At 27.0% G+C, this 22,931-nt stretch carries 24 protein-coding genes and 1 other RNA gene; 10 read left to right on the top strand and 15 right to left on the bottom strand.

What is annotated here, in order from left to right:
- Nucleotides 1–290 precede the first annotated feature (290 nt).
- On the top strand, nt 291–830 hold the full coding sequence (locus RYM86_RS11330) for a PadR family transcriptional regulator (protein WP_315080558.1): 540 nt from the start codon (nt 291–293) through the stop codon (nt 828–830).
- A 194-nt stretch (nt 831–1,024) separates the two neighbouring features.
- Here RYM86_RS11330 and RYM86_RS11325 read toward each other — a convergent pair whose 3' ends face one another.
- The 4 genes from RYM86_RS11325 to RYM86_RS11310 all read right to left on the bottom strand — a co-directional run bounded on the left by RYM86_RS11325 (nt 1,025) and on the right by RYM86_RS11310 (nt 4,974).
- Entirely contained in the window at nt 1,025–1,984 is a 960-nt protein-coding gene (locus RYM86_RS11325) for a hypothetical protein (protein ID WP_315080557.1), read from the bottom strand.
- A 612-nt stretch (nt 1,985–2,596) separates the two neighbouring features.
- Nucleotides 2,597–4,468, bottom strand: a complete 1,872-nt coding sequence (locus RYM86_RS11320) for a hypothetical protein (RefSeq protein WP_315080556.1) — start codon at nt 4,466–4,468, stop codon at nt 2,597–2,599.
- A 14-nt stretch (nt 4,469–4,482) separates the two neighbouring features.
- A complete protein-coding gene (locus RYM86_RS11315; RefSeq protein WP_315080555.1) occupies nt 4,483–4,770 on the bottom strand; it encodes a hypothetical protein in 288 nt (95 codons plus the stop codon).
- A 3-nt stretch (nt 4,771–4,773) separates the two neighbouring features.
- Nucleotides 4,774–4,974, bottom strand: a complete 201-nt coding sequence (locus tag RYM86_RS11310) for a hypothetical protein (RefSeq protein WP_315080553.1) — start codon at nt 4,972–4,974, stop codon at nt 4,774–4,776.
- Nucleotides 4,975–5,215: 241 nt separating this feature from the next.
- Between RYM86_RS11310 and RYM86_RS11305 the strand changes: the two genes are divergently transcribed.
- Together RYM86_RS11305 and RYM86_RS11300 are read left to right on the top strand one after the other, a co-directional pair.
- On the top strand, nt 5,216–5,986 hold the full coding sequence (locus RYM86_RS11305; protein WP_315080551.1) for a S24 family peptidase: 771 nt from the start codon (nt 5,216–5,218) through the stop codon (nt 5,984–5,986).
- Nucleotides 5,987–6,042: 56 nt separating this feature from the next.
- Nucleotides 6,043–7,578 carry a recombinase family protein gene (locus tag RYM86_RS11300; RefSeq protein WP_315080550.1) on the top strand — a complete coding sequence of 512 codons (1,536 nt, stop codon included), beginning with the start codon at nt 6,043–6,045 and terminating at the stop codon, nt 7,576–7,578.
- On the opposite strand, the gene ssrA is transcribed toward RYM86_RS11300, so the two are convergent.
- From ssrA to dltD, 6 genes are all read right to left on the bottom strand, one after another.
- Nucleotides 7,539–7,892, bottom strand: a transfer-messenger RNA (tmRNA) gene (ssrA, locus tag RYM86_RS11295). The two genes, RYM86_RS11300 and ssrA, sit on opposite strands and share 40 nt — an antisense overlap.
- Before the next feature lie 361 nt (nt 7,893–8,253).
- Nucleotides 8,254–8,481, bottom strand: coding sequence for a D-alanine--poly(phosphoribitol) ligase subunit DltC (gene dltC, locus RYM86_RS11290; protein ID WP_315080549.1), 228 nt, complete (start codon nt 8,479–8,481; stop codon nt 8,254–8,256).
- An 82-nt stretch (nt 8,482–8,563) separates the two neighbouring features.
- The gene (gene dltB / locus RYM86_RS11285; RefSeq protein WP_315080548.1) at nt 8,564–9,718 is read right to left on the bottom strand and encodes a D-alanyl-lipoteichoic acid biosynthesis protein DltB; all 1,155 of its coding nucleotides are present in this window, start codon (nt 9,716–9,718) and stop codon (nt 8,564–8,566) included.
- Nucleotides 9,718–11,232 carry a D-alanine--poly(phosphoribitol) ligase subunit DltA gene (gene dltA, locus RYM86_RS11280; RefSeq protein ID WP_315080547.1) on the bottom strand — a complete coding sequence of 505 codons (1,515 nt, stop codon included), beginning with the start codon at nt 11,230–11,232 and terminating at the stop codon, nt 9,718–9,720. The genes dltB and dltA overlap by 1 nt, the downstream gene beginning before the upstream one ends.
- A 17-nt stretch (nt 11,233–11,249) precedes the next feature.
- Nucleotides 11,250–11,390 (bottom strand): hypothetical protein, encoded by a 141-nt coding sequence (locus tag RYM86_RS11275; RefSeq protein ID WP_315080545.1) that lies wholly within the window; start codon nt 11,388–11,390, stop codon nt 11,250–11,252.
- Nucleotides 11,359–12,543 carry a D-alanyl-lipoteichoic acid biosynthesis protein DltD gene (gene dltD / locus RYM86_RS11270; RefSeq protein WP_315080544.1) on the bottom strand — a complete coding sequence of 395 codons (1,185 nt, stop codon included), beginning with the start codon at nt 12,541–12,543 and terminating at the stop codon, nt 11,359–11,361. The genes RYM86_RS11275 and dltD overlap by 32 nt, the downstream gene beginning before the upstream one ends.
- Nucleotides 12,544–12,815: 272 nt before the next feature.
- On the opposite strand from dltD, the gene RYM86_RS11265 reads away from it, so the two are divergent.
- The 4 genes from RYM86_RS11265 (at nt 12,816) to RYM86_RS11250 (ending at nt 16,040) form a co-directional block, all read left to right on the top strand.
- Nucleotides 12,816–13,544: a 4Fe-4S binding protein gene (locus RYM86_RS11265; RefSeq protein WP_315080543.1), complete on the top strand. Its 729-nt coding sequence runs from the start codon at nt 12,816–12,818 to the stop codon at nt 13,542–13,544.
- 617 nt (nt 13,545–14,161) lie between these two features.
- Nucleotides 14,162–14,530, top strand: coding sequence for a GntR family transcriptional regulator (locus RYM86_RS11260; protein ID WP_315080541.1), 369 nt, complete (start codon nt 14,162–14,164; stop codon nt 14,528–14,530).
- A complete protein-coding gene (locus RYM86_RS11255; protein WP_315080540.1) occupies nt 14,530–15,234 on the top strand; it encodes an ABC transporter ATP-binding protein in 705 nt (234 codons plus the stop codon). The genes RYM86_RS11260 and RYM86_RS11255 overlap by 1 nt, the downstream gene beginning before the upstream one ends.
- The gene (locus RYM86_RS11250) at nt 15,228–16,040 is read left to right on the top strand and encodes an ABC transporter permease (RefSeq protein WP_315080539.1); all 813 of its coding nucleotides are present in this window, start codon (nt 15,228–15,230) and stop codon (nt 16,038–16,040) included. Before RYM86_RS11255 ends, RYM86_RS11250 begins: the two co-directional genes overlap by 7 nt.
- A gap of 78 nt (nt 16,041–16,118) precedes the next feature.
- On the opposite strand, the gene RYM86_RS11245 is transcribed toward RYM86_RS11250, so the two are convergent.
- A complete protein-coding gene (locus RYM86_RS11245) occupies nt 16,119–16,418 on the bottom strand; it encodes a DUF3892 domain-containing protein (RefSeq protein WP_315080538.1) in 300 nt (99 codons plus the stop codon).
- A gap of 180 nt (nt 16,419–16,598) precedes the next feature.
- Here RYM86_RS11245 and RYM86_RS11240 point away from each other — a divergent pair, with 180 nt between their 5' ends.
- On the top strand, nt 16,599–17,087 hold the full coding sequence (locus tag RYM86_RS11240; protein ID WP_315080536.1) for a hypothetical protein: 489 nt from the start codon (nt 16,599–16,601) through the stop codon (nt 17,085–17,087).
- Between the two features lie 460 nt (nt 17,088–17,547).
- Here RYM86_RS11240 and RYM86_RS11235 read toward each other — a convergent pair whose 3' ends face one another.
- Nucleotides 17,548–17,925 (bottom strand): RidA family protein, encoded by a 378-nt coding sequence (locus tag RYM86_RS11235; RefSeq protein WP_315080534.1) that lies wholly within the window; start codon nt 17,923–17,925, stop codon nt 17,548–17,550.
- Nucleotides 17,926–18,206: 281 nt separating this feature from the next.
- On the opposite strand from RYM86_RS11235, the gene RYM86_RS11230 reads away from it, so the two are divergent.
- Entirely contained in the window at nt 18,207–18,749 is a 543-nt protein-coding gene (locus RYM86_RS11230) for a DUF6512 family protein (protein WP_315080533.1), read from the top strand.
- A 131-nt stretch (nt 18,750–18,880) separates the two neighbouring features.
- Nucleotides 18,881–19,063 carry a transcriptional regulator gene (locus RYM86_RS11225; RefSeq protein ID WP_315080532.1) on the top strand — a complete coding sequence of 61 codons (183 nt, stop codon included), beginning with the start codon at nt 18,881–18,883 and terminating at the stop codon, nt 19,061–19,063.
- 99 nt (nt 19,064–19,162) lie between these two features.
- Here RYM86_RS11225 and RYM86_RS11220 read toward each other — a convergent pair whose 3' ends face one another.
- The 3 genes from RYM86_RS11220 to RYM86_RS11210 all read right to left on the bottom strand — a co-directional run bounded on the left by RYM86_RS11220 (nt 19,163) and on the right by RYM86_RS11210 (nt 22,524).
- Nucleotides 19,163–19,951 (bottom strand): nucleotidyltransferase domain-containing protein, encoded by a 789-nt coding sequence (locus tag RYM86_RS11220; RefSeq protein WP_315080531.1) that lies wholly within the window; start codon nt 19,949–19,951, stop codon nt 19,163–19,165.
- Nucleotides 19,952–20,078: 127 nt separating this feature from the next.
- Nucleotides 20,079–21,065 (bottom strand): ketoacyl-ACP synthase III, encoded by a 987-nt coding sequence (locus RYM86_RS11215; protein WP_315080530.1) that lies wholly within the window; start codon nt 21,063–21,065, stop codon nt 20,079–20,081.
- A 592-nt stretch (nt 21,066–21,657) separates the two neighbouring features.
- Complete coding sequence (locus RYM86_RS11210) at nt 21,658–22,524, bottom strand: SDR family oxidoreductase (RefSeq protein ID WP_315080529.1); 867 nt, start codon at nt 22,522–22,524, stop codon at nt 21,658–21,660.
- Between the last annotated feature and the right edge of the window lie 407 nt (nt 22,525–22,931).

Here is a 22,931-nt window from a genome sequence, read left to right as displayed (position 1 = left end):
TTTACAATTCTAACTATATCAACCCGTGTATTTCTTAGCATCATAGCATTCAATAGATATAGACATTATTCTGTAGGTTTATCTGATTACCTTTATTGGCTTTTATTTGTCTCCCTACCTCTGTTTAAAGAAGTTGCCCTTAGCAGGGCATTAGTGATGGTTATTTTCAAAATGTTAGTCTATTGGTAACAATGCCATCAAACCTGTAGGCTGTGATATTGACGACTACTCAACTATTCAATTGTCCTAAGTAGGACGTTAAACTGCTTGATTAAGAAGGAGGTTATATTATGATTAATACAAAAGGAACCAGTGAAAAGTTAAACTTATTAGGTTGCTATAATCGTGTAATGAAGGACACTAAGCATGTCTATAAAGCTGAATATAACAGGATGTTTCCAACTAAGATGTCAAGTTCAAGCTTTTTATCATTATACACACTGTTTATACTAGACAAGAAGGATCAACCTTTATACGGTCGTGGAATTTTAGCGGAGCTTAAAAAAGCTGTGAATGCTAATGTTTGGACGCCTTCACATGGTACTCATTATCCAGTTTTAAAAGAGCTGATGAAATATGGATACATAGAAAATGTTAAAACTATTTCTGATAAGAAGTACTATGCCATTACTGAATCAGGTAGAAAGGAATTAAATTTGAGACAAGGTCAATTTGAACCTATGCTTCGAGAAGCATTGAAGTTCTTTTCTAACATACTTAATGTGATGTATCCTGCTGTAAAAGATAATCTTATTGCAGCTGATACTATATTAATTGATGATAAACAAGAACAAAATTTGACAATCAATGTGTTGAAATTAAAGTTGTGAAGCCAGTTAAGTAGTTCCTAAAGATGCCAACATATCCAAACTGGCATCTATCTCTTATTAAAATTCTGACAACCCCTAAGTGTCTTTACATCTCCTATTTACACAGAAAAACATTTTAGAAATAAATGCTTTTATCTATAAATTATGTGTCGGAATTAACAACTCTTCTAGACCTCTATATAGAGATCCCTTCATTAGCTGAAGACAATAACTGATTCTTGTGAATATGAGTTATAATTACTATCTTTATAGTAGTCTGTATTATCTATAACAGGTCTATATAGATACTCCCACTCTCCATTAATTAGTTTAAATAATATAAATACATCATCTGCTACATCATTTTCATATGTTATTGGTATATTACAGTCGTAAACAAATACTTTAACCTCATCATCACTAAGAATTTCATATTTATATGCTAAAACACAATGTCCTACATCCCTTTCTATACAATATCCATTCATTCTTATCATAACTAGTTCATTTGCCTCAACTTTTTGTAGTATAAACTTATTTAGGTCTAGCTTATTATGTATCTTTACTCTGTAAATCCTCATTTTACTTAATAGATATTTAAAATGAAACATTACAGCAGTTTTTATACTTATATATCTTTGGGGCATCACCCCATCACTCTTATAGAATAGCCCCTTGTTTTCTATCATTCTCTGATAGTAACGCACAGCCTTTAGTATCTCAAAGATATTTTTACTTACCTCATATTTAACCTTTTTTTCTGTTCTTATCTCATTTATTGTGTATATATTTAGTTCTGCATTGATTAAAAATGAAACATTATATACTTCCTTAAAATACTTTCTAATAATTTTAGGCAAATTTCTCTCAAATACCGCTCTCGTAAAATAACAATATCCTAAACAGTACCCTTCATCCTTTGGTTCTATAGTTATGTTATGAAATGGAAGCGTATTATTAACTATATTGAATCCATCCACTAACTTTATATTACCTTTCTTCCATTTAGCTTGATGATATGCATTATCCATAAACTTATCTAAATCTTTATCATAATTTATGGATACCTTATGCTTTTTAGTGACATATATAATTATACTTAATACAAATGATACATGTACTAATATTCCTAGAACTATACCTAAAACAACATCTTTAATATTAATTGTTATCACACCTCCTTTCTATCTTATTTTATCAATTATACTCTAAATTAGCTTGTTTATAAGATGATTTTTAAAATATGTTTTCTTTCACTACTTAGCTATTAATAACAACCTAAATAATAGTTCCATAATCTACCACCCCCTCTAATAACCACTCTAAAGTTATCATAAAAAGAATAAAAATAACCTCTCAATTCTCTTTAATGCTACGGTTATTTTCACTAGTACATTTACTTCTTTCCCCCCTATACTACCCTTAAACTTATTTTGTGGTGTTTTGTGATTATTCTGTTACTATCTTTAAAGCAACTATTGATAATAAAGCATTTAAAGATAGTTACTAAATCAGCCTAGTAAACCCCTTAGATATACCAGCTAATCCATTAGGTTGTAACCAATACAATAGCATATAGCTATATTTAAGATCCTACCTGTATAATATGAACTTGTATAGCATATTTTTAAGAAGTTTTATATAGTTACAGCAGTTAAAGACAATACTCTTAAAACTAATAAAATGTTATTTAAACTTTATTATAAAAGCCTCATCCATAGCACACTGTAAATTATTGCTACGCATGAGGCTAAATTCTAGTTTATCTTTAATTTAAACTTTATAGATTATGCACAGTTGCAATAGCCTATACTTTGCTTTATAATTATAAACGGATAACCTTTTGATTTAATATTGAATTTTTCTTTTAATTCTTTATTACTTCTAATACGGGTAAGATTGTTTTGTGTGAGTACTTGGCAGAGTACTCTTTTTTCTTTTATTTCTTTAACAACTTTTATACCAGATATTCTTTTCAAAACATCTTTTTCTGTTGCATATCCTCTCTCATTAATCATCATAATTAAATATTTTTCAAATAGTAATTTAAATCGATTTGCTTTCCCTGTAGGTTTTACATCCTTTCTCTTTGGATAAACCTCATTAGCTATTTCTTCTCCAAAGGTTCTATGTAGCATTTCTTGCGACATCCCTTTTATCGTGCACCCTGTTTCTTTCCATAGCTTTGCTCTTTCTGTTGATTCTTTTAATGCTTTATAACCATATGATGGTATTGAATAGAACTGAATTGTATCCTTCAAATTATTACACTTAGCATATTCTAAAGCCTTCCTCTTCAATCGTGCAGGGACTTTATCGTCGTCGATTTTAGTAATTAGCTTAAGATAAGCAAAAAGTGCTAATCTCACAGCTACACTTGATTGAGATCTATTTAGTAAACTTGCCATATATCTCTGACTTACAAAAAATATAACATTATCTTTATAATCAGAAAACTCTGATGTACATATATTATTACGTGCTATCTCAGTTAATGTTACTAGATCATTATAATATCTTCTAACGATAGAGTGCATTTCATTCATGCTATCTTCCCATTCTCTAACAAGAATAATTCTGATATTTTCATCTAATATATCTTTTGTCTTAATAACCCATTCTGACTCTTCAACTCTGAGGTGGTACACTTGTTTAATAAATTCAATAGCTTGCAATCTACTGCAACCTTGCAATTTTTCAACACAAGTAATTATGTTGCCTTTAAATCCACAAGAATTACTGTTGCACACATAAAGATGTTCACCATTAATGGAAGGATATATTATATTAGCGGAAGGTCTTTTATCGTTATGAAATATACAATTAAAATTCTTACTTCCGTTAACTTCTATACCTAAGAAAACTCTAATATCTATTTCATGTGTAATGTATCTTATACATTCATTATTGGTATTAAAGACTTTACTCTCTGCTTTCAACCTATTCTCTAAAGCATTAACTTGTCTATATTTTATTAACTTTGAGTTTTCAGTCGATACATAAGGTAAGATATTTATAATATTTTTATTATGTATCGACTGAAAACTCTCCTTCTCTTTATTACATGATTTGCTATTGATGGACTGTCTTTTAAAATAATCTTTTATTTCTTCGATTCTGTATCTCTTCTTAGTTTCATTAATCATCTCTACTCGAAAAGGATTATTCTTATCCTTCATCCATAAAGTATAAGGAACTCTCATCAACCTTGAGGGATTCTTTACTTTTGGATCAGAATTAAAATAATTTATAAGTAGGTGCATACATTCTCGCCATTGCTCTACCGTAACCTTTATATCGTTGTTATTCAATAACCAGTAAACATGATATCCATTTCTAGTTTCTATTACATAACTTGGTTCAAGTTCAAACTCCTGAACCCTACTCATAACCCCTTGTTTATATAATCCTACTTCTTTTAAAGTCTTATAGTCACCATTTCTATCTTTACCACAGTCAAAGTCTAAAAATACTGCATTAAATGTATGAATTTCTTTATCTTTAGTACCTCCACTGTTAACTACAAAGTAAATATCTCCACCCTTTCTATTTTCAGGATCAATATCTTTAACTTGAATGATTCTTTTAGCATCCACTTTGATTATGCAACTATTATTACCCTGTAACACTTTTAAAAATTCATTTATTTTGGTTATCATTAATACATCTCCTATTAAATTGAATTTATACACATCAACACAACACGTGCTTGTACTAATAAATCTGTTATTTCATTTACATCAAGTAAAATTTGCCCTTTTTCACTTCTTTGCTTTATAGAATCTAAGTATTTCTGTATTCCATCTATGAATGCCATGATATTTTGCAAATCCTTCCTTTTTAATCCATCTAATTCTATATCTTTAAATATATCTATTAAATTATTAATAACAATTTCACTATATATATTATTTGCTATATTTACAAACACTTGTATCACTCCTATAATTTTATTCTTCATAAATCATGCTACATCACTTTGCAATATAGTATCAGCCTGTGTACCTATTCCCTTAATTACTCTTGCATCAACAAGACTTTTAATTAGAATACTAATAAATTGCATATCAAATGCATCTGTTACTGATTTCTTTTCTGCTAGTTCTTCACTTAATTTAGTTTTTGATTTTCGATCATATGTCACTTTAACTATTACTACATCCACTATTATCACCTCTTATATAATTGATTAACATTGTCTTTAACACTCATGTCGGCATTGACAAGCTTTTATATCTTAAATTTTACTTACCTCCATTGTTTTTTGTTGCCTAGAGTACATTTTTACATTTTCCGTTGTTTGATTCATATAATAACATGTGTTTCACTTTTTGTAAACTAGGTTACAAAAATATATTTATTGTAATTTAAAATTTTATGTATTATACTACTTATGAGGTGATTCTATGAATAAATTCAACAAAGAAGAATTTGGTTCTCTATTAAAAACCGCAATAGGTTCTACAAGAACAATTACGGAATTCTCCACAAATTGCAATGTTGCTAGACCCTATATATCTAAATTTCTTAATTGTAAATTAGACAAAGCTCCTTCTGAAGATATAATTAATAAATTTTCACAAAATGCACGTAATGGTATAACTAAAACTGATTTTTTAATTGCAGCTGGCTACATAGAAGATCCACAATTACACCTTATAGAAGAGATTGAAGCTATAGGTAATGATACTGTAGACAAAAAAGATTTATTAGATAATCTAAAATATGATGAAATCTATAGAAAAAGTAAACAAAAGGATATTTCACCTATTAAAGTTCCAGTGTTAAAGTACATAGAGAATACTGCGAATTTAATAAATAAGAATGATGAAAATATTTCTCACTGGCTTTATGTTACATCAGATGAAGTAACAAACAATGAAACTCCTTTTTACTTAATGGTAGATGATAATAGTATGTCTAATGCAAGAATTCTAGAAGGTGATTTAGTTTTTGTTTTACAACAGGATTATGGCAATAATGGGGATATAGTAGTTGTAATGATTGAAGGTGAATCATATATAAGAAGATTCAGCAAGGTTAATAATATAATCATGCTTCAAGCAGAAAATCCTGAATTTGATTCATTTGCATATCTTAATAGCGAGTTTAAAAATTCCAACATTAAAGTACTTGGTAAGATAGCACATATAAAATCTAATCTTAATTTTAAATAACAGCTTTTATGGCTGCTTAATTATTTAAATCTATATTTCTAAAATTACAAAGGAAGGTGTTAATATTGAATGCAGCAATCTACGCAAGATACAGTTCAAACAACCAAAGAGAAGAATCTATTGATGCTCAAATAAGAGCTATAAAAGACTATGCCCATAGAAATGGTATTATAATTACTAAAATTTACACTGATGAGGCAAGATCAGCTACCACAGATAACAGACCAAATTTTCTTAGAATGATAAAGGATAGTGAATTTGATTTATTTGATGCCGTAATAGTGCATAAGCTTGATCGTTTCTCCAGAGATAGATACGATAGTGCTCACTATAAAAGACTACTAAAAAAGAATGGTGTAAAAATTATATCAGTCCTAGAACACTTAGATGATAGCCCTGAAAGCATTATGCTTGAATCAGTTCTTCAAGGTATGGCTGAATATTATTCTAAAAACCTAGCTAGAGAGGTTATGAAGGGAATGAATGAAACAGCTCTTCAATGTAAACATACTGGAGGACTGCCTCCTCTTGGATACAATGTAGATCCATCTAATAAGAAATATGTCATTAATTTAGAAGAAGCTAAAGCAATTAAAATTATATTTGAAATGTATACCGAAGGCTATGGCTATAGCCCAATCATAGATAGATTGAATTTCTTAGGATATAAAACCAAGACTGGTAGAACCTTTGGCAAGAATAGCCTATCAGAAATACTAAGAAATGAAAAATATGTAGGTACATATGTTTTTAATAAGTCCGCTAAAATGTTAAATGGAAAAAGAAACTCTCATAGAACTAAAAAGGATGAAGAAATAATAAAGATTCAAAATGGTATGCCAGCTATTGTAGATACTGAAACCTTTGATAAAGTTCAAAAAAGAATGATAAGCAACAAACGAAATGCTTCTAATAAAGCTAAAGAACCTTATATATTGTCAGGTAAGATATTGTGTGGCTCCTGTGGTGCATCTATGATTGGCCATACAAGCTGTTCCGGAAGAAATAAAACTAAATATTCAACTTATAATTGTGGAACCAGATATAGAACAAAACAGTGTAAAATGAAAAATATTTCAAGAGACTTTATAGAAGATATCGTATTAACTGAAATTAAGAATAAAATCTTAAACCCTTCTTCCATTAAAAGCTTATCTAGAAAACTTATCGCTCATTATAAAAAAATGATGACTTCTAACACTGATGAATTAAAAAGTTTAGAGAAACGACTTAAAGAACTTCAGTTTGAAATAGATAATATAGTCATTGCTATATCACAAGGAATGTTTCATATATCTTTTAAAGAAAAGATGGATAACCTAGAATCTGAAAAAAGTAGAGTGTCTGGCTACATGAATGAAATTAAAGCCACAATGAATAGTAGTGAACTTAATGAAAATCTTATACAGCAGTATTTAATAAAAGATATTAAGGTTATAAATAATAAAAGTGCTAATGATTTAAAAGCAATCATTAACACTTATGTAGAATCTGTTTTAGTACATGAAGATAAGGTTGATTTAAACCTTATCTTCTTTTTTGTACATATCATTGGTGGAGGCGAGGGGTATCGAACCCCTGTCCGAAAGTAGATGCATCTGACTTTCTACGAGTGTAGTCTATATATTAAAATTCGCTCATATGAACGCCTACAGACAGGCAACATACTTGCTAGCTTCATAAATACCCCTCTAGCTCAAAGCTTTGCTAAACTTCGTTTCCCACTTTAATGACACCAGTGATCCGAAGCGTGGGCACCCCGGGCTGATGAACAGCGCTAAATTAGGCTGCTATTGCAAAATTGTCTTCTGCGTTTATCTTTTTGCATACTTGATTAACGAGGTGACATGCTGCCTCGACTCGCTTATCAAACTCCTCTTACCCCCGTCGAAGCCAAAACGCCCCCATGTTAGTAACGAAGTTTGAAACTTCATTATTCAATTTTTCTTTGTTCCTAAATTATATAGTATAAAAAATATAATGTCAAATATCATATTAATACAAAAATTACAGAAAATAGATTCTATATTTAAAATTAGAATTTTTTTATTTATAATCATCTACAATAGATTAATTTTTAAATTTGGCTCTGTTTTAAATATGTGTTGATATATACAATAGGTAAAGTGGCATTCCTAAGTTCAATTACTCAGTCCACTTTGCTTATGTATATACCAACACTCTACTAAAACAGAGCTTTAAATTTATAATAAAACAAAAAAGTTCTCTTTATAATTTTTAATTATAAAAAAGAACTTTTAATTTGTTTATCTACTTTCTAAGAACTTAGTTAACTTATTTACAGTTGACATATCTTCTCTTTCTAAGTCTGTAGGTTGTAATTTTATTCCTAGCTTTTCTTCTATTTGAAGTAACATTTCAATTATTGCTAAAGAATCTAATAATCCTGCTTCAAAAAGATTTAAATCTAAATCTTCTGCAATTTCATCATTTCCAGTAACTTCAATAAACATTTCTAATACTTTATCTTTCATAATTAATACACATCCTTCTAACCTATAGTATAGCAAATGATAATATTAAATTCATTTAATATTTACTATAACAATATTTTCTTTATTTAAACAAATATCCTGAGAATATTAACATACCAAAACATACTATATGGAATGTTACTACTCTTTGTATCATTTGAAACCATTTTTCTTTTTTATGCTTTTTATAATAAGTTGATTTTCTTTGATATATATCAGTTAAAACCAATGCTGAACCTTGATACAATCCATAAATTATGTAATATGTAGTTAGTCCATGCCATAATCCCATTACAAACATTGTTATTATTTGCGCCACATGTGATGCTATAATTCTATTTTTGAATCTTTTCTTTCTCATTGAATTTAATACGAATCTTGAAAAGATATAATCACCAAACCATCTTGATAAAGATATATGCCATCTAGTCCAGAATTCTTTCATATCTTTACTTACAAAAGGTTTATTAAAGTTATCTGGTGTTTTAATTCCAAATATATAGCTAGTTCCAATTGCAAATAAACTATATCCTGCAAAATCAAAGAACAAATATAATGTATAAGCATACATATAATTCCAGCTATTTAATAAAGTTATATCTGCTGGTATCTTTAATAACCAATATGTGTCTATTAAATATGCTAAGATAAATTTATATCCTATGGCCAAAATTATTTTTTTAAATCCTGGTATTAAATATTCATTTATATATTCTTCTTTTTCAATCTTACTATTTAAGTTTTCCTCAAATCTTTTCCATCTATCAATAGGACCTGAACTTAGAGTTGGAAAAAATATTATAAAATATATAAATGTAGTGAATTTTATTTCTGTAATTCTTCCATCATAAATTTCAATTATCATTTGAATAGCTTTAAAATTCAAATATGATAAACCAATAAATCCAATAATTGATGAATATCTAGTAACCCCTGCCAATTTACTTATAATAACAGGAAGCATTGATAAAAATAATGCTAACCAATATATGTATTTATTATCTGTTTTTTTTCTTATAAACAAATATCCATAAATTATAAAAGTTTCTACAACTAAAAACATTAAGAATAAAAATAATCCTATGCTTCTAGTCATGATTAATAAAATCATAATGCATGATACCATTATTCCATAATACTTTGGCTTAATTTCATTTAATGATAATATTATTGCTGGAATAAATGTTAGTAATAATAAATATAAATAAAAGTAATCTCCATATTGCGTTAACTTCATTATAATTCCTCCGCTAATTTCTTCCTATCAATTTTTCCGTTTATATTAGTAGGAAATTCTTTAACTATTTTTATATTTCTAGGAACCATATATGAAGGTATCAATTCACCCAATTCTTTTTTTATCATTATTCCATTTTTTAATCCACTTAATCCATTATCCTCTTTTAATTCAATGAAAGCAGTTAAATATGCTATTTTTCCATCCTTATTTACTGGAATAACAGCTGCATTCTTTACATTACTTACTCTTACTAAATTATTTTCTATATCTTCTATCTCTATTCTATATCCATTTAGTTTTATTTGAAAATCTTTTCTACCACAGTAATATAAATTTCCATTAACATAGTATCCTAAATCTCCAGTTCTATAAGCTCTACATCTTTCTCCATTATACTCATCATAATAAAATGATTTTTTAGTCATTTCTTCATTATTAAAGTATCCTTTGCTTACACTAGGACCTACTATTATAATTTCTCCCTTTTCTTCATCCTTTAAAATATTTCCTTCTTCATCAACAATTTTAACTACTGATTTCTTCATAGGATATCCAATAGGCAAACTTCCTTCTTGTGATAATACTTGTCTATTTATATCATTTATACTTACCGCTACTGTTGCTTCTGTAGGACCATATCCATTTATCATTCTTGTATTTGGAAACCTATTTAAAAGTTCTTCACATAATGGCTTAGGAAGTATTTCTCCTACAAATACCATAGCTTTTAAATTAGTTAACATATTTGAATTGAAGTTGTCCTCAGTTACGCACATTCCAGCAAATGATGGCGTAGATACCCATATATTAATTCCTGAATGTTTTATATCCTCAAACATTTGTTTTAAATTTGAAAGTGTATTTTTGGAAAATCCATGTAGAGTTTTTCCATAGCATAATCCTGGATAAATTGAAGTTACAGATAAATCAAATGAATATGCTGCTTGATTCATAAATACTTCTTCGCTTTCATCTAAATTTAAATAATCTGCTATCCATTCAACAAAATTATCTAAATTATTACTACTTATTTGTACTCCTTTAGGTTTTCCTGTACTACCAGAAGTAAACAAAATATATGCATTTTCATCTTCTTTTACCCAATTTTCTGTTTTTACTTCTAAACCCCTATATTCATTAACTATTTCTTTAATTTCTTTTTCTTTTAAAACTAATATATTATCGAAAGTATTTCCTTCACTAAAATCTATAAGAACTTCAGGATTTACCTCTTTAATAATTGCATCCACTCTTTCTTTCGGATAACTTATGTCTATAGGTATGTATGCTCTCCCACACTTTAATGCTGATATCATAAGTGCCATCATTAAATTTTCTTTATTTCCGTAAATAATAATAGGTGTTCTATCATTGCCTAATTTCTTTAATACAAAACTTGCTATACTTTCTGATATATTATCTAGTTCTTTATATGTCATAGATAGTCCATCACAAGTTAATGCAACTCTATCACCTTTTGAAAACTTCTTTATTCCTTCTAATATTTTCATTTTAATTACACCTTTCTTTAAAATTGATTGTATATAAATGGAATCTCATTAAATGGTTCAAATACTAATATTAAAATAGCAAAAATCACTATTATTGAACTTATTAAAGCAAATTTTAATTCTTCATTATTCTTTAAAGCGTTTATAAAGTTCTTCATCTACTTTAAGCCATCCTTTCCATCCTAAATGCATTACATCACACATAAAATAAGGTGTATATTCTTCATCTTTTAAGTTTAAGACATCAAAACCTTTTTCTTCTGCCATCTCTTGAACTTTATCATAAAATTCATCTCTTTTTTCTTTGCTAAGCCCAGTATGGTCATACCATAATCCATTTGTTGGCATTAATATTATGTATGGCTCTATTCCTAATTCAGTACAAGTATCTAAATATAACTCATAATCCTCAAATTCTTTTGATTTCATTAAATCAACATTCTTATTTGAATCTTTTTGTGATTCTACATTGCTTTTTAAGTTATTGTTATAATAACTATCATATACCATAAATTCATTGTTAGTTACTTGTGGACTTGCTTCTTCCTCTGCTCTTTTATATTCTTCATCCCAATTAACTACTTCACTTTGAATTTCATTTTTTTCTGGTAATTTTTTTAACTTTTTATACAGTAACCCCTTATCTTTAAGTTCAACAATCTCTTTTCTTGCAATAAAATAAGGCTTACATAATATATCAGCCATGTTATATAAAAAATTATCATTACTATACATTTTTGAATACAATCTTTCAGGTGCAAATTGAGTACTTCCTGATAATAAACTACATACTCTAGTTGCATATTGCTTTTTATTACCTTCACTTATTTTTTCATTACTTAAAAAATTATAAAATTGTACTGGTGAAAAATTGGCTTGAAAACTATCTGAATCTATTCCACTTTCCCCCATAAACCATTGTAGTGAAAGTACTAGTGCAACTTTTTTACCTTCCATATCAACTTGTTGACTTCCTAATATAGATGATTGGTGTAAATGTTGAGAATATGATCTTCCATTTGTAACAAGTTCATCCAATCCCTTGACAGGGAAAAATGTTGTAGGTAATTGTGAAACTGGAGAAGCTAACTCTGATGATCCTTGTAATACTAATTGATTTTTTTGAGTAATATACTCATTATATACTAATCCTTTATCCTTATATATGCTCCCATATTCTTTATTTATACTCGTTAAATCTTTAGAATTTAACATATCATTTAATTCCTTATCTAAAAAAACATTTAAAGAAATAACTGTTAGTAACATTATAATAATAGGAAGCATTATGTACATAACTCTTTTATTCATCTTGTCCCTCCTTTTTAATAATTAACTATTTATTATTAAAATTTTATACATGCTAATTATAAAAATAAATACTATAAATCTGTTTAATATCATTAATATTTTATACAGATAGTTATATTAATGTCAATATTATATAAGTTAACGTCTTATCTTTTCTAAAGTTCACTTTAAATGTGTTACATTTGAAACAGATTATATTTTATCTATATAATATAATTAATATTATGAAATACATAATTTAATAAATATTCATTGTTATGGAGGATTATTTAATGATAAGAAAAATTATTAAAATTGATGAAAATAAATGTAACGGTTGTGGACTTTGTGTTGATGCTTGCCATGAAGATGCTATTGGATTAATTAATGGTAAAGCCAAATTATTGCGTGATGATTATTGTGATGGATTGGGAGATTGTTTACCATCTTGTCCTACAAATGCCATTTCTTTTGAAGAAAGAGAAGCTCTAGACTACGATGAGGAAGCAGTCAAATTAAATATGGAAAATAAAAAAACATCTATACATAAAACTTTAACTTTAAATAATAATGTAAACATGCCTAAAGGTTGTCCTGGTTCTAATGCTAAAGTTATAAAACATAATGATTTAATTAATGAAAAAACAACTATTGTATCTTCTCAATTGAATCAATGGCCGGTTCAAATAAAACTTGTTTCACCTAACGCAGAATATTTAAAGGGTGCTAATCTTTTAATTGCAGCAGATTGCACTGCATATGCTTATGGAGACTTTCATAATAAATTTATGAAAAATAGAATTACTTTGATAGGTTGTCCAAAGTTAGATAATGTTGATTATTCTGAAAAACTAATAGAAATATTAAATTATAATGAAATAAATAGCATTACTATAGTCCGTATGGAAGTACCTTGTTGTGCTGGAATAGTTAATGCTATAAAAAAAGCGCTTATGGAAAGTGGCAAAGTAATACCTTGGCAAATTGTAACCATTTCTACTTCTGGAGATATTTTAGAATAATATCTATGATAATAATTAAGGGGCAATTAATCAAACATTAATTGCCCCTTATTTTTATTATTCACTCTGTTTTAAATATGTGTTGATATATGTAATAGACAAAACGGCCTTGTAATTAGGCCTTGAGAATCCTTAATGAGTATTGTCACATTTACTGCTTGTCTTAATTTTATATTGGGAACAAGCTAAAATGGGACTATACTCATTTTAGTATTCCTAAGTTCAATTACTCCGTCCAATTTGTTTATACATATATCAACATTCTACTAAAACATAACCTTATTATTTAGTGCTTATCAAATAAACTTGTTAGTTCTGTTGCTTCATTATAATAACACATTTATACACACTCTTTCATAAAAACATATTTATTCCTATTTGATTTATAAAATTATAAATCTACTTATTATTTGAGTGAAAATTATTTTTTTAAAGTAGCATTTATGTACTTATAAAGTGTAATTAATAATTTACACTTTATAGGTGCTTTTTATTTTATCAATAATTGTTATTTTTAAATTTAATTATATTTTTTCCAAATATAGTATTGACAAAATTAGTATATAGTTGTACTATTGTATTATGTTATTAATACAATAGTACAAGGAGTTGAAAATATGGATTGGGAATTCAAAGATGATAGACCGATATATCTACAGTTAATAGATCAGCTGCAATTAAGAATTATCTCAGGTATATATAAAACTGGTGATAAATTACCATCTGTAAGAGAACTTGCCAGTGAAGCCTCTGTTAATCCTAATACAATGCAAAAAGCTCTTACTGAGCTTGAACGAAAAAAATTAGTATTTACACAAAGAACAAGTGGTAGATTTATTACGGAGGATATAGACTTGATTAATAAAATTAGAAATGATCTAGCTAAAAAAGAAATTGAAAGCTTTCTTAATAATATGAAAAATATAGGCTATACTGAAGATGAAATAATTAATATTATGGATGAATTTATGAGGGAGATGAAATAATGAATAATACACCTATATTAGAATGTAAAAGTTTAGTTAAAAATTATGGTGGAAAACAGGCATTAAAAGGAATTGATTTAACAATTAATCGTGGTAGAATTGTTGGACTTTTAGGACCAAATGGTAGCGGTAAAAGTACATTAATAAAACTTGCTAATTCCCTATTAACACCTACCAGTGGTGAAATATTAATTAATGGAAATAAACCTGGTGTTGAAACAAAAAAAATAGTTTCCTATTTACCAGAAAGAACTTATCTAAATGATTGGATGAAAGTATCTGATATTATAAATTTATTTAAGGATTTTTATAAAGATTTTAATTCTGATAAAGCTTATGATATGTTAAAAAATTTGAATATTAATCCTAATGATAAATTAAAAACTATGTCTAAGGGTACAAAAGAAAAAGTACAACTTATTTTAGTAATGAGTAGAGAGGCTGAACTTTACTTTTTAGATGAACCAATAGCCGGAGTTGACCCTGCGGCTAGAGATTATATATTAAACACTATTATTAATAATTATAATGAAAATGCAACTGTAATTATATCTACACATTTAATATCAGATATTGAACAAGTATTAGATGATGTTGTATTTATATCTTATGGTGAAATATACTTGACAAAAAGTGTTGACGAAATTAGAGAAGAACATGGGAAAAGTGTTGATGCTTTATTTAGGGAGGTATTTAAATGTTAGGAAAATTAATGAAATATGAGACAAAAGCAACTGGAAGAATATTACTTCCACTTTATGCTGCACTTTTAATATTTGCACTAATTAATAAAATTTTTATGAATAATGATTTTTCTGTTATTAATACAGATACTTTAGGAGGAATTCCAGCTTTCCTTAGTGTATTTGCTTATGGATGTACTATGGCTGCAGTATTTATAGTAACATTTTTTATAATTGTACAAAGATTTTATAAAAACATTCTTGGGGATGAAGGTTATTTAATGAATACATTACCTGTAGCCCCTTGGCAAAATATATTTAGTAAACTTTTAATTGCTGTTATGTGGACTATAGTTAGTGGTATTGTTGCAATACTTTCAGTATTAATTTTAGCATTTAATTCTAATGCACTTAACCCAAATTTCTTTAAGGATTTATATACTGCTTTTTCATCTATTTATCAACATTGGGGTGTAAGTGGTTATATGGTTGGTTTAGAATTTATAATTGCTGCATTAATTCAAATGGCCATGGGCATTATTATGATATATGCTTCTATATCAATAGGCCACTTATTTAATAAAAGAAAAATATTGTCTTCATTCGGAGCATTTATAGTTTTAAATCTTATCATGAATACAATACTTTCTACTTTAGCAATTACTTTTTCAGATAAAATTTCTAATTCTATGATTTCATGGAATATATCTTCAATAAATCAATTTCACGGAATTTTTATTTCTGCTATAGCTATTAATGCTATATTCTTTATATGTTATTTCTTAATAACTAATTACATCATAAAAAATAAATTGAATTTAGAATAATTGCATTATATAAAAATAGTTGAGATTTTAATCTCAACTATTTTTATTTACTATTAAATTTATTTATGTTTCTATTTTTTACTCACTAATTGTTGGTAGCGCGCTTAAATTATTTGATTCATTTTGATCTGGTAAACTTCTAAGATACTCTTCTCCTTTTCTAGAAACACTGACTGATACACCAGCTATATTACCATCTTTGGCCATTTTCACGCCCTCTTCTTTGGATATTCTTTGACCATTTGAAAGTTCATATCCTGTTATTTCTCCTGAATTTTTTATTACAGCTGATATTGATTGTGCATTACTGTTAGGTGTAGTAACTTCTTTAGTAATATTAGTTGGTACTCCCCCTAACATTCCTTCATTATTATTCATAAAATCACACCTCCTATAATATTATTATGTTATTTTATCCTAATAATATATTTTAATTCACAAGAAAATTTAGAAATATAAAAATTTATTAATTACTATATCTTCTATAAATTAAGTACGTTTTAGCTTTAATCATAATACTATACAGTAACAGCAATAAATATTTGAGGTGAATATAGTATGAATCCATTATTAAGTATGATATTTAGTGCATTATTCCCTAACAGCCCACTATCTGGCATGATGAATGCTATGGGTGGTAATCCTATGATGGGAAACAATCCTATGATGGGCGGAAATCAAATGATGGGAAATAACCCAATGATGAATGGTAATCCTATGATGAATATGTTTGGTGGTGGAAATAACAACCAAAATCAAGGAATGGGTGGTAATCCCCTTTTAAACATGCTTATGGGCGGAATGAATCCTAACATGATGAATAGTTCTAACATGATGAATAGTCCTAATATGAATAATAATCCCCTTATGAATATGCTTATGGGAAATCAAAATAATGGCGGCAATTCATTTAACGGTATGAACAACATGAACAACATGAATAACATGAACAGAAATAACATGAACAACATGAATAATATGAACAGAAATAATATGAACAACATGAATAGAAATATGAATAATACTAATTCTCATCATAAAAGATAATGGGACGCCAAAATGAGCCTTAAAATATTAAGGCTCATTTTGATTTTATCATCATATTGGTCTTTTTGTTAATTTCATTAGTACTATATAGTATTTTTATTAGAAATACTAATTATAGTTTTACTTCCATTATTATTGATATGGTTTACTAATGCTAGACAATCTTTAAAATTTAATTATCATTTGTATAATACTATCCTCAGTATTCCTGGATTCATTTCAACTCTTATTATCGAAATCCAAATTCCTTTTATAAAAATTAGAAAAAATTTAAATAGTTGTAAAAGCAACAATGATAATGATATTTCTGAAAATATTAAAAATGAATTATTAAAAAATAATGTTACAATAAAAACTATTTCTATGAATTAAAATCTTTCCTTAAATTAATTAAAGACTATGCCTTAAGAAATTCATTCTTAATAGGTATAGTCTTTTACTTATTTAATGTATTAAATTATTAATATTTAGCTGCTATTACTTCTACTTCACATAACACATTTTTAGGTAATTCTTTTACTGCAACACAAGAACGTGCAGGATTACTAATAAAATATTTTGCATAAACTTCATTAAACTTAGAAAAATCATTCATATTAGCAAGAAAACAAGTTGTTTTTATAACGTTAGAAAAATTAATATCATTAGCATCTAATATAGAACCAATGTTTTTCATAACTTGAGCAGCTTGTTCTTCAATATTTTTTCCAATAACTTCTCCACTTGATGGATCTAGTGGAATTTGTCCTGATGCAAATAATAAATCTCCAAAGCTTACTGCTTGAGAATATGGACCTATAGCTGCTGGTGCTTTATCTGTTTTTGTAACTTTTAACATTTTAATTCCCCCAATAATAATTGTATTTTTTACAATTTATAAAAATATATTGCATATTACTTTAATAGATATTCTAATAGATATTTTCTTTAAAATCTACTAGCATTTTTCAATATTTTTTCTAAAAATCTTTTAATAATCTCTTGCTCTAACAACAAAATATGTAATTTATTTTAAATTAAATTTTAAACACAACTCATAATTAAATGAATTACTACCATATATTATAGTAATGATAAAAAAGATTTTCTTTACATATTTAAATTAGGAGGTTTATCATAATGTTTGAAATGTATTTTTATTATAAATTATATTTTTTATTGTCAGTTCCTTTTATAACATTGCTAGCAACCTTCTTTCATTACACATACAAATTAAGTAATAATTCTTTGTTAGTTGGTATATTCACCCCTGTTAACGAAAGTATTTGGGAACACTTAAAACTTGCAGTATATCCAACAATAATTTGGTATATTATATCATACATTATTTTCAATGATATAATATTAGATTGGAAAAAATGGTTTTATACCTGCACAATTTCAATGATCATTGCTTCAATTACAATAATTGTTTTTTACTATACTTATACTGGTGCTTTTGGAATTCATTCTTTAGTTTTAGATATATTCTCATTAGTTTTAGGAGTAACTATAGGGCAATATATTGGATTTAAAGCTTATGCTAATTATGATTTAAGTAATAATTGTTTATATTCTAGTCTCTTCTTCATAACTATATTTTTATTTACTCTATTTACATTTATTCAACCTAAAATACCTCTTTTTATAGATTCCACTACCGGAAAATATGGAATCTACTGATATACTTTTGTAAAATATTGAATTTATTCTTTTATATCGATATTTATTATGTTATAATATAATAAATTAATTAATAATAATTATTGTAAAAATCTTTAATATATATTATTTATAAACGGAGGTAACTTAACATGGATCTTAAGCAACAAATATTAAACACTATGAATGAAGCAAATGAACCCTTAAGTGCTGGAGAAGTTGAAAAACTTTCAGGATTAGATCGTAAAGATATTGATAAAGCTTTTAAAGAATTAAAAAAAGAAGAACTAATAGTCTCACCAGTTCGTTGTAAATGGGAACCTGCTAATAAATAAAAAAATATATCCTTAGGAGTTTATCTTAAGGATATATTTTTTATATTTTTATACTTATTTTCACTTTGATTAAATAATTAATTTTGAAAGCCAACTTAATTATTTAATATTTAAAATTAATTCTTTTATATTAGCTATAATATTTTTTACTACTTCCATAACAACTTCTTTATTTCTATTTCCTGAAAGAAGTTTATCTAAATCCCCTTCAAAATCTTTAGGCAAATACTTACACGAACTTAAACATATTGAAATTAATCTTTTTTCTCCTGGATGCGGCAACTCATTAACTGCAAAAATTATATCAAAGTAACTAGCCAAAAATTCTGTAATTCTATGATTAATGCTAACTATATCTTCTCTAACTAGTGCCTTTTCTATTTGCATAGAGAATGAAGGAATGTATCCATCTAATAGTTTTAGATTTTTTTCTATAATATTTTTCCTTAATTCTTCAGGATACTTAATATTATATTTATCCTTTAATTCTTTTAGTTTATTATTTCTATCATATAAAACTACACATTGATTAATATTTGACCACATACAAGTTGTATATCCATTATGTGCATTCCAATCTAAAACTACTGATTTTAATTCATTTTCAAATTCATCCACACTGCGATAAATAATTTCAATAATTGTTCCATCATTTAAATAACAATCATCTTCTGCTTCCCAATAATTATTATTTAACTCTATATAATTGCAGTATTTATCTAAAATATTTCTTCTAATTTCCTTAGATAAGTCAGAATTTAAATAAACATACAGATCATAATCTGAGTTATTATCATTTAATTTAGTAGCTCTTGACCCTCCAAGAGCAATACTTTCTATTTCCGGTCTTTTACTAAAGTCTTCAATTAAATTTTTAATTTTCTCCATAATTCTCTCCCCCATATACTCATATAAATATAATATATTCTTATTAAAATCTATTTTATTCTTATTTTTAGAATTCCTTAATTTAATTACTGCATCCACTTTGCATATTCATACATCAACATTTTTCTTAATATTTAAACAAAACAGAGCAAGCTGTTCTAGTTGCTGCAATAGACCAAAATACTACATAATCGCCTCGTTTAATCTTTCCACTCTTTATTCCATCATAAAAAGCCATAAAAGGTGAGCTTGTCCCTGTATATCCGAACTTGTCCCCAACAAAAATAACTTTTTCTGAATCTAATCTTAATCTATCTATACATCCATTTATTATAGGAAGTGCAAATTGTGAAAGACAAAAAGCGCTTATATCTGATACATTTAAATTATTGTCTTTTAATAATTTATTAATAGAATTTACTGCAATTTCAACTACATCATCATCACATTCTGACCATCCAAATTTCATATCATCATAAGATGTAGCGTCTTTATAATATGAAGATGAACCACATTCTGGATACATTACTGCATTATATTTTTTACTATCAGTAAAGTAATCAGAATCAATGAATCCACAATCTTCATCTGTTTTTTCTAAAATCATTGCACAACCCGCATCTGCAAACATTGGGTAACATAATTCATCACTTCGTTTCATGTGAATTGAAGCATAATCTGCTCCTATTATTAATGCTCTTTTAAGTTTATTATTTTGAAGTAATTGTCTTGATGCTGTATCAAGAGTTACTAACATACCAAGACAATTTACATTCAAGTCCATAACTATAGTATCACTTTTTCCTTTTATAGCATTATGTACTATTAACGCTTGAGTTGGGCATATATATTCTGGAAACTGACTTGAAAATATAATTAAATCTATATCTTCGCCTTTAAGATTTGCACTTTCTAATACTTTTAATGAAGCCTTAATTCCCATACTAACTGTTGTATCTGTATCATTATTTACTATTCTTCTTTCTTTCCTTCCAAAAGCTTCTAATAATCTATTTATATCTTTTCCTTGCTGCTTAAAATGATTTATATAAAATTCATTATCTACTATATTTTCTGGATATTCTGTTTCTATAGCTCTTATCTTTATATTCATTCATACTTCTCCATTCCAATTGTTTTCAACGCATGATAATTATTTAAAAAGATTATAATCATTAAATATTATTTAATTATCTAAATACCTTATTGTAAAATATTACCAACATATATTATAATAATCTACATTTAATCTTATGTCAACCCATAATTACTTAAATTATACTATTTTTTGAATTTTATTCTATATTTTCTTTATTTTTTGATATTTTTTACTAAATAATTTAGTTTTTTATAAAACTAAAAAGATGATTTCTATATACTTTAGAAATCATCTTTGATACTATAAATCATTTATTCACTCGCTTACTCTCCTTTTTATATCTCATGTACTTGCTTATATACTGACTCAATTTATTTATTTTAAATTATATTGTAATATTGTAATTTGAATATAGATATATGATAATTAAGTTTAAAATTCCACTCTAGAATGATATATTCTTTTTTAAAATTATATATTATTTTTCTTAATAAAAAATCAATTTAATTATTTATAATTCATGCTTAATTAAAAATAAGACTTAAATCCTGTTCTACGCAAAATTCAAGCCTTATTTTTATCAATTTTAGAAACAATATTATTTATATTATGAATTAACTATTTCTCCACCATTAATATGTATTGTTTGCCCTGTAATATATGAAGCACACTCAGAAGCTAAAAATACATATGCTCCTGCACATTCAACTGGCTGACCCGCCCTTCCCATAGGAGTATCTGAACCAAAAGTTGATACTTTAGTTGCATCAAAACTAGATGGTATAAGCGGAGTCCAAATTGGTCCTGGTGCAACAGCATTTACTCTTATTCCACTTCTATTCTTTGCAAGAGAAAGTGCTAATGACCTTGTAAATGTAGTTATAGCTCCCTTTGTCATAGAGTAATCTATTAAAGTTTCATTTCCTTTGAAAGCTACAACTGAAGCTGTATTTATTATACAACTTCCTTTTTTCAAATGTTTTAATGCAGCTCTTGTCATATAAAATGTTCCATATGCATTCACTTTAAAAGTCTTATCAAATTGCTCGTCAGATAAGTTTTTTATATCTTGGCATTCATATTGAACAGCTGCATTATTTACTAATATATCTAACTTTCCATACTCATCTATGGTTCTTTTAATTACATCATTACAGAACTCTGATCTTCCAATATCACCATTTATAATAGTGCATTTTCTTCCTATATTTTCTATAAGTTTTTTAGTTTCTTCTGCATCTCTATTTTCGTTATAATAAACGATTACTATATCTGCTCCTTGCTTAGCATATGCTATTGATACCGATCTTCCTATTCCACTATCTCCACCTGTAATTATTGCGACTTTATTATTTAATAAGTCACCTTTTTTATTATATTGTAGATCATCATATATTGGAATTGGACTCATTTCATCTTCAAATCCTGGATGTTGATTTTGATGTTGTGCTGGAAATGAATTAGGAAAATTCATATTAACTCCTCCTTAGTTATCTATTTAATATTAAATAGTATTTCCTAACACATAAAAAATATTTACTTCATCTTATATTTCAAGATATAAATAGAGCAAAATCGCCAAGGCGACTTTAGAGCCGTCGATTTTTTTAGCCATGCACCCTTTCCAAACGCAGTGCAGGAATAATGGTGCGGCATATGATTATTTTTTATTCTTTAGAGGTACTCTTCATACCTTTAAAACACGGTATTCTAGAAATTATCCACAGATTTAAGATTTTTATAATTTTCTAAAGAATAAAAATATTACTCCATTCACTTTACTTATGCATATATTAACACTCTGCTAAAACAAAGCCTTAAATTTATATATGATGAATTGTATAATCAAGTGCGACATTAAAAAAAAAGCCCATATTTGAA

It is taken from the genome of uncultured Clostridium sp. (assembly GCF_963527835.1).
GTDB lineage: Bacteria > Bacillota > Clostridia > Clostridiales > Clostridiaceae > Clostridium.
This window is presented reverse-complemented; position numbering and strand designations above follow the sequence as displayed.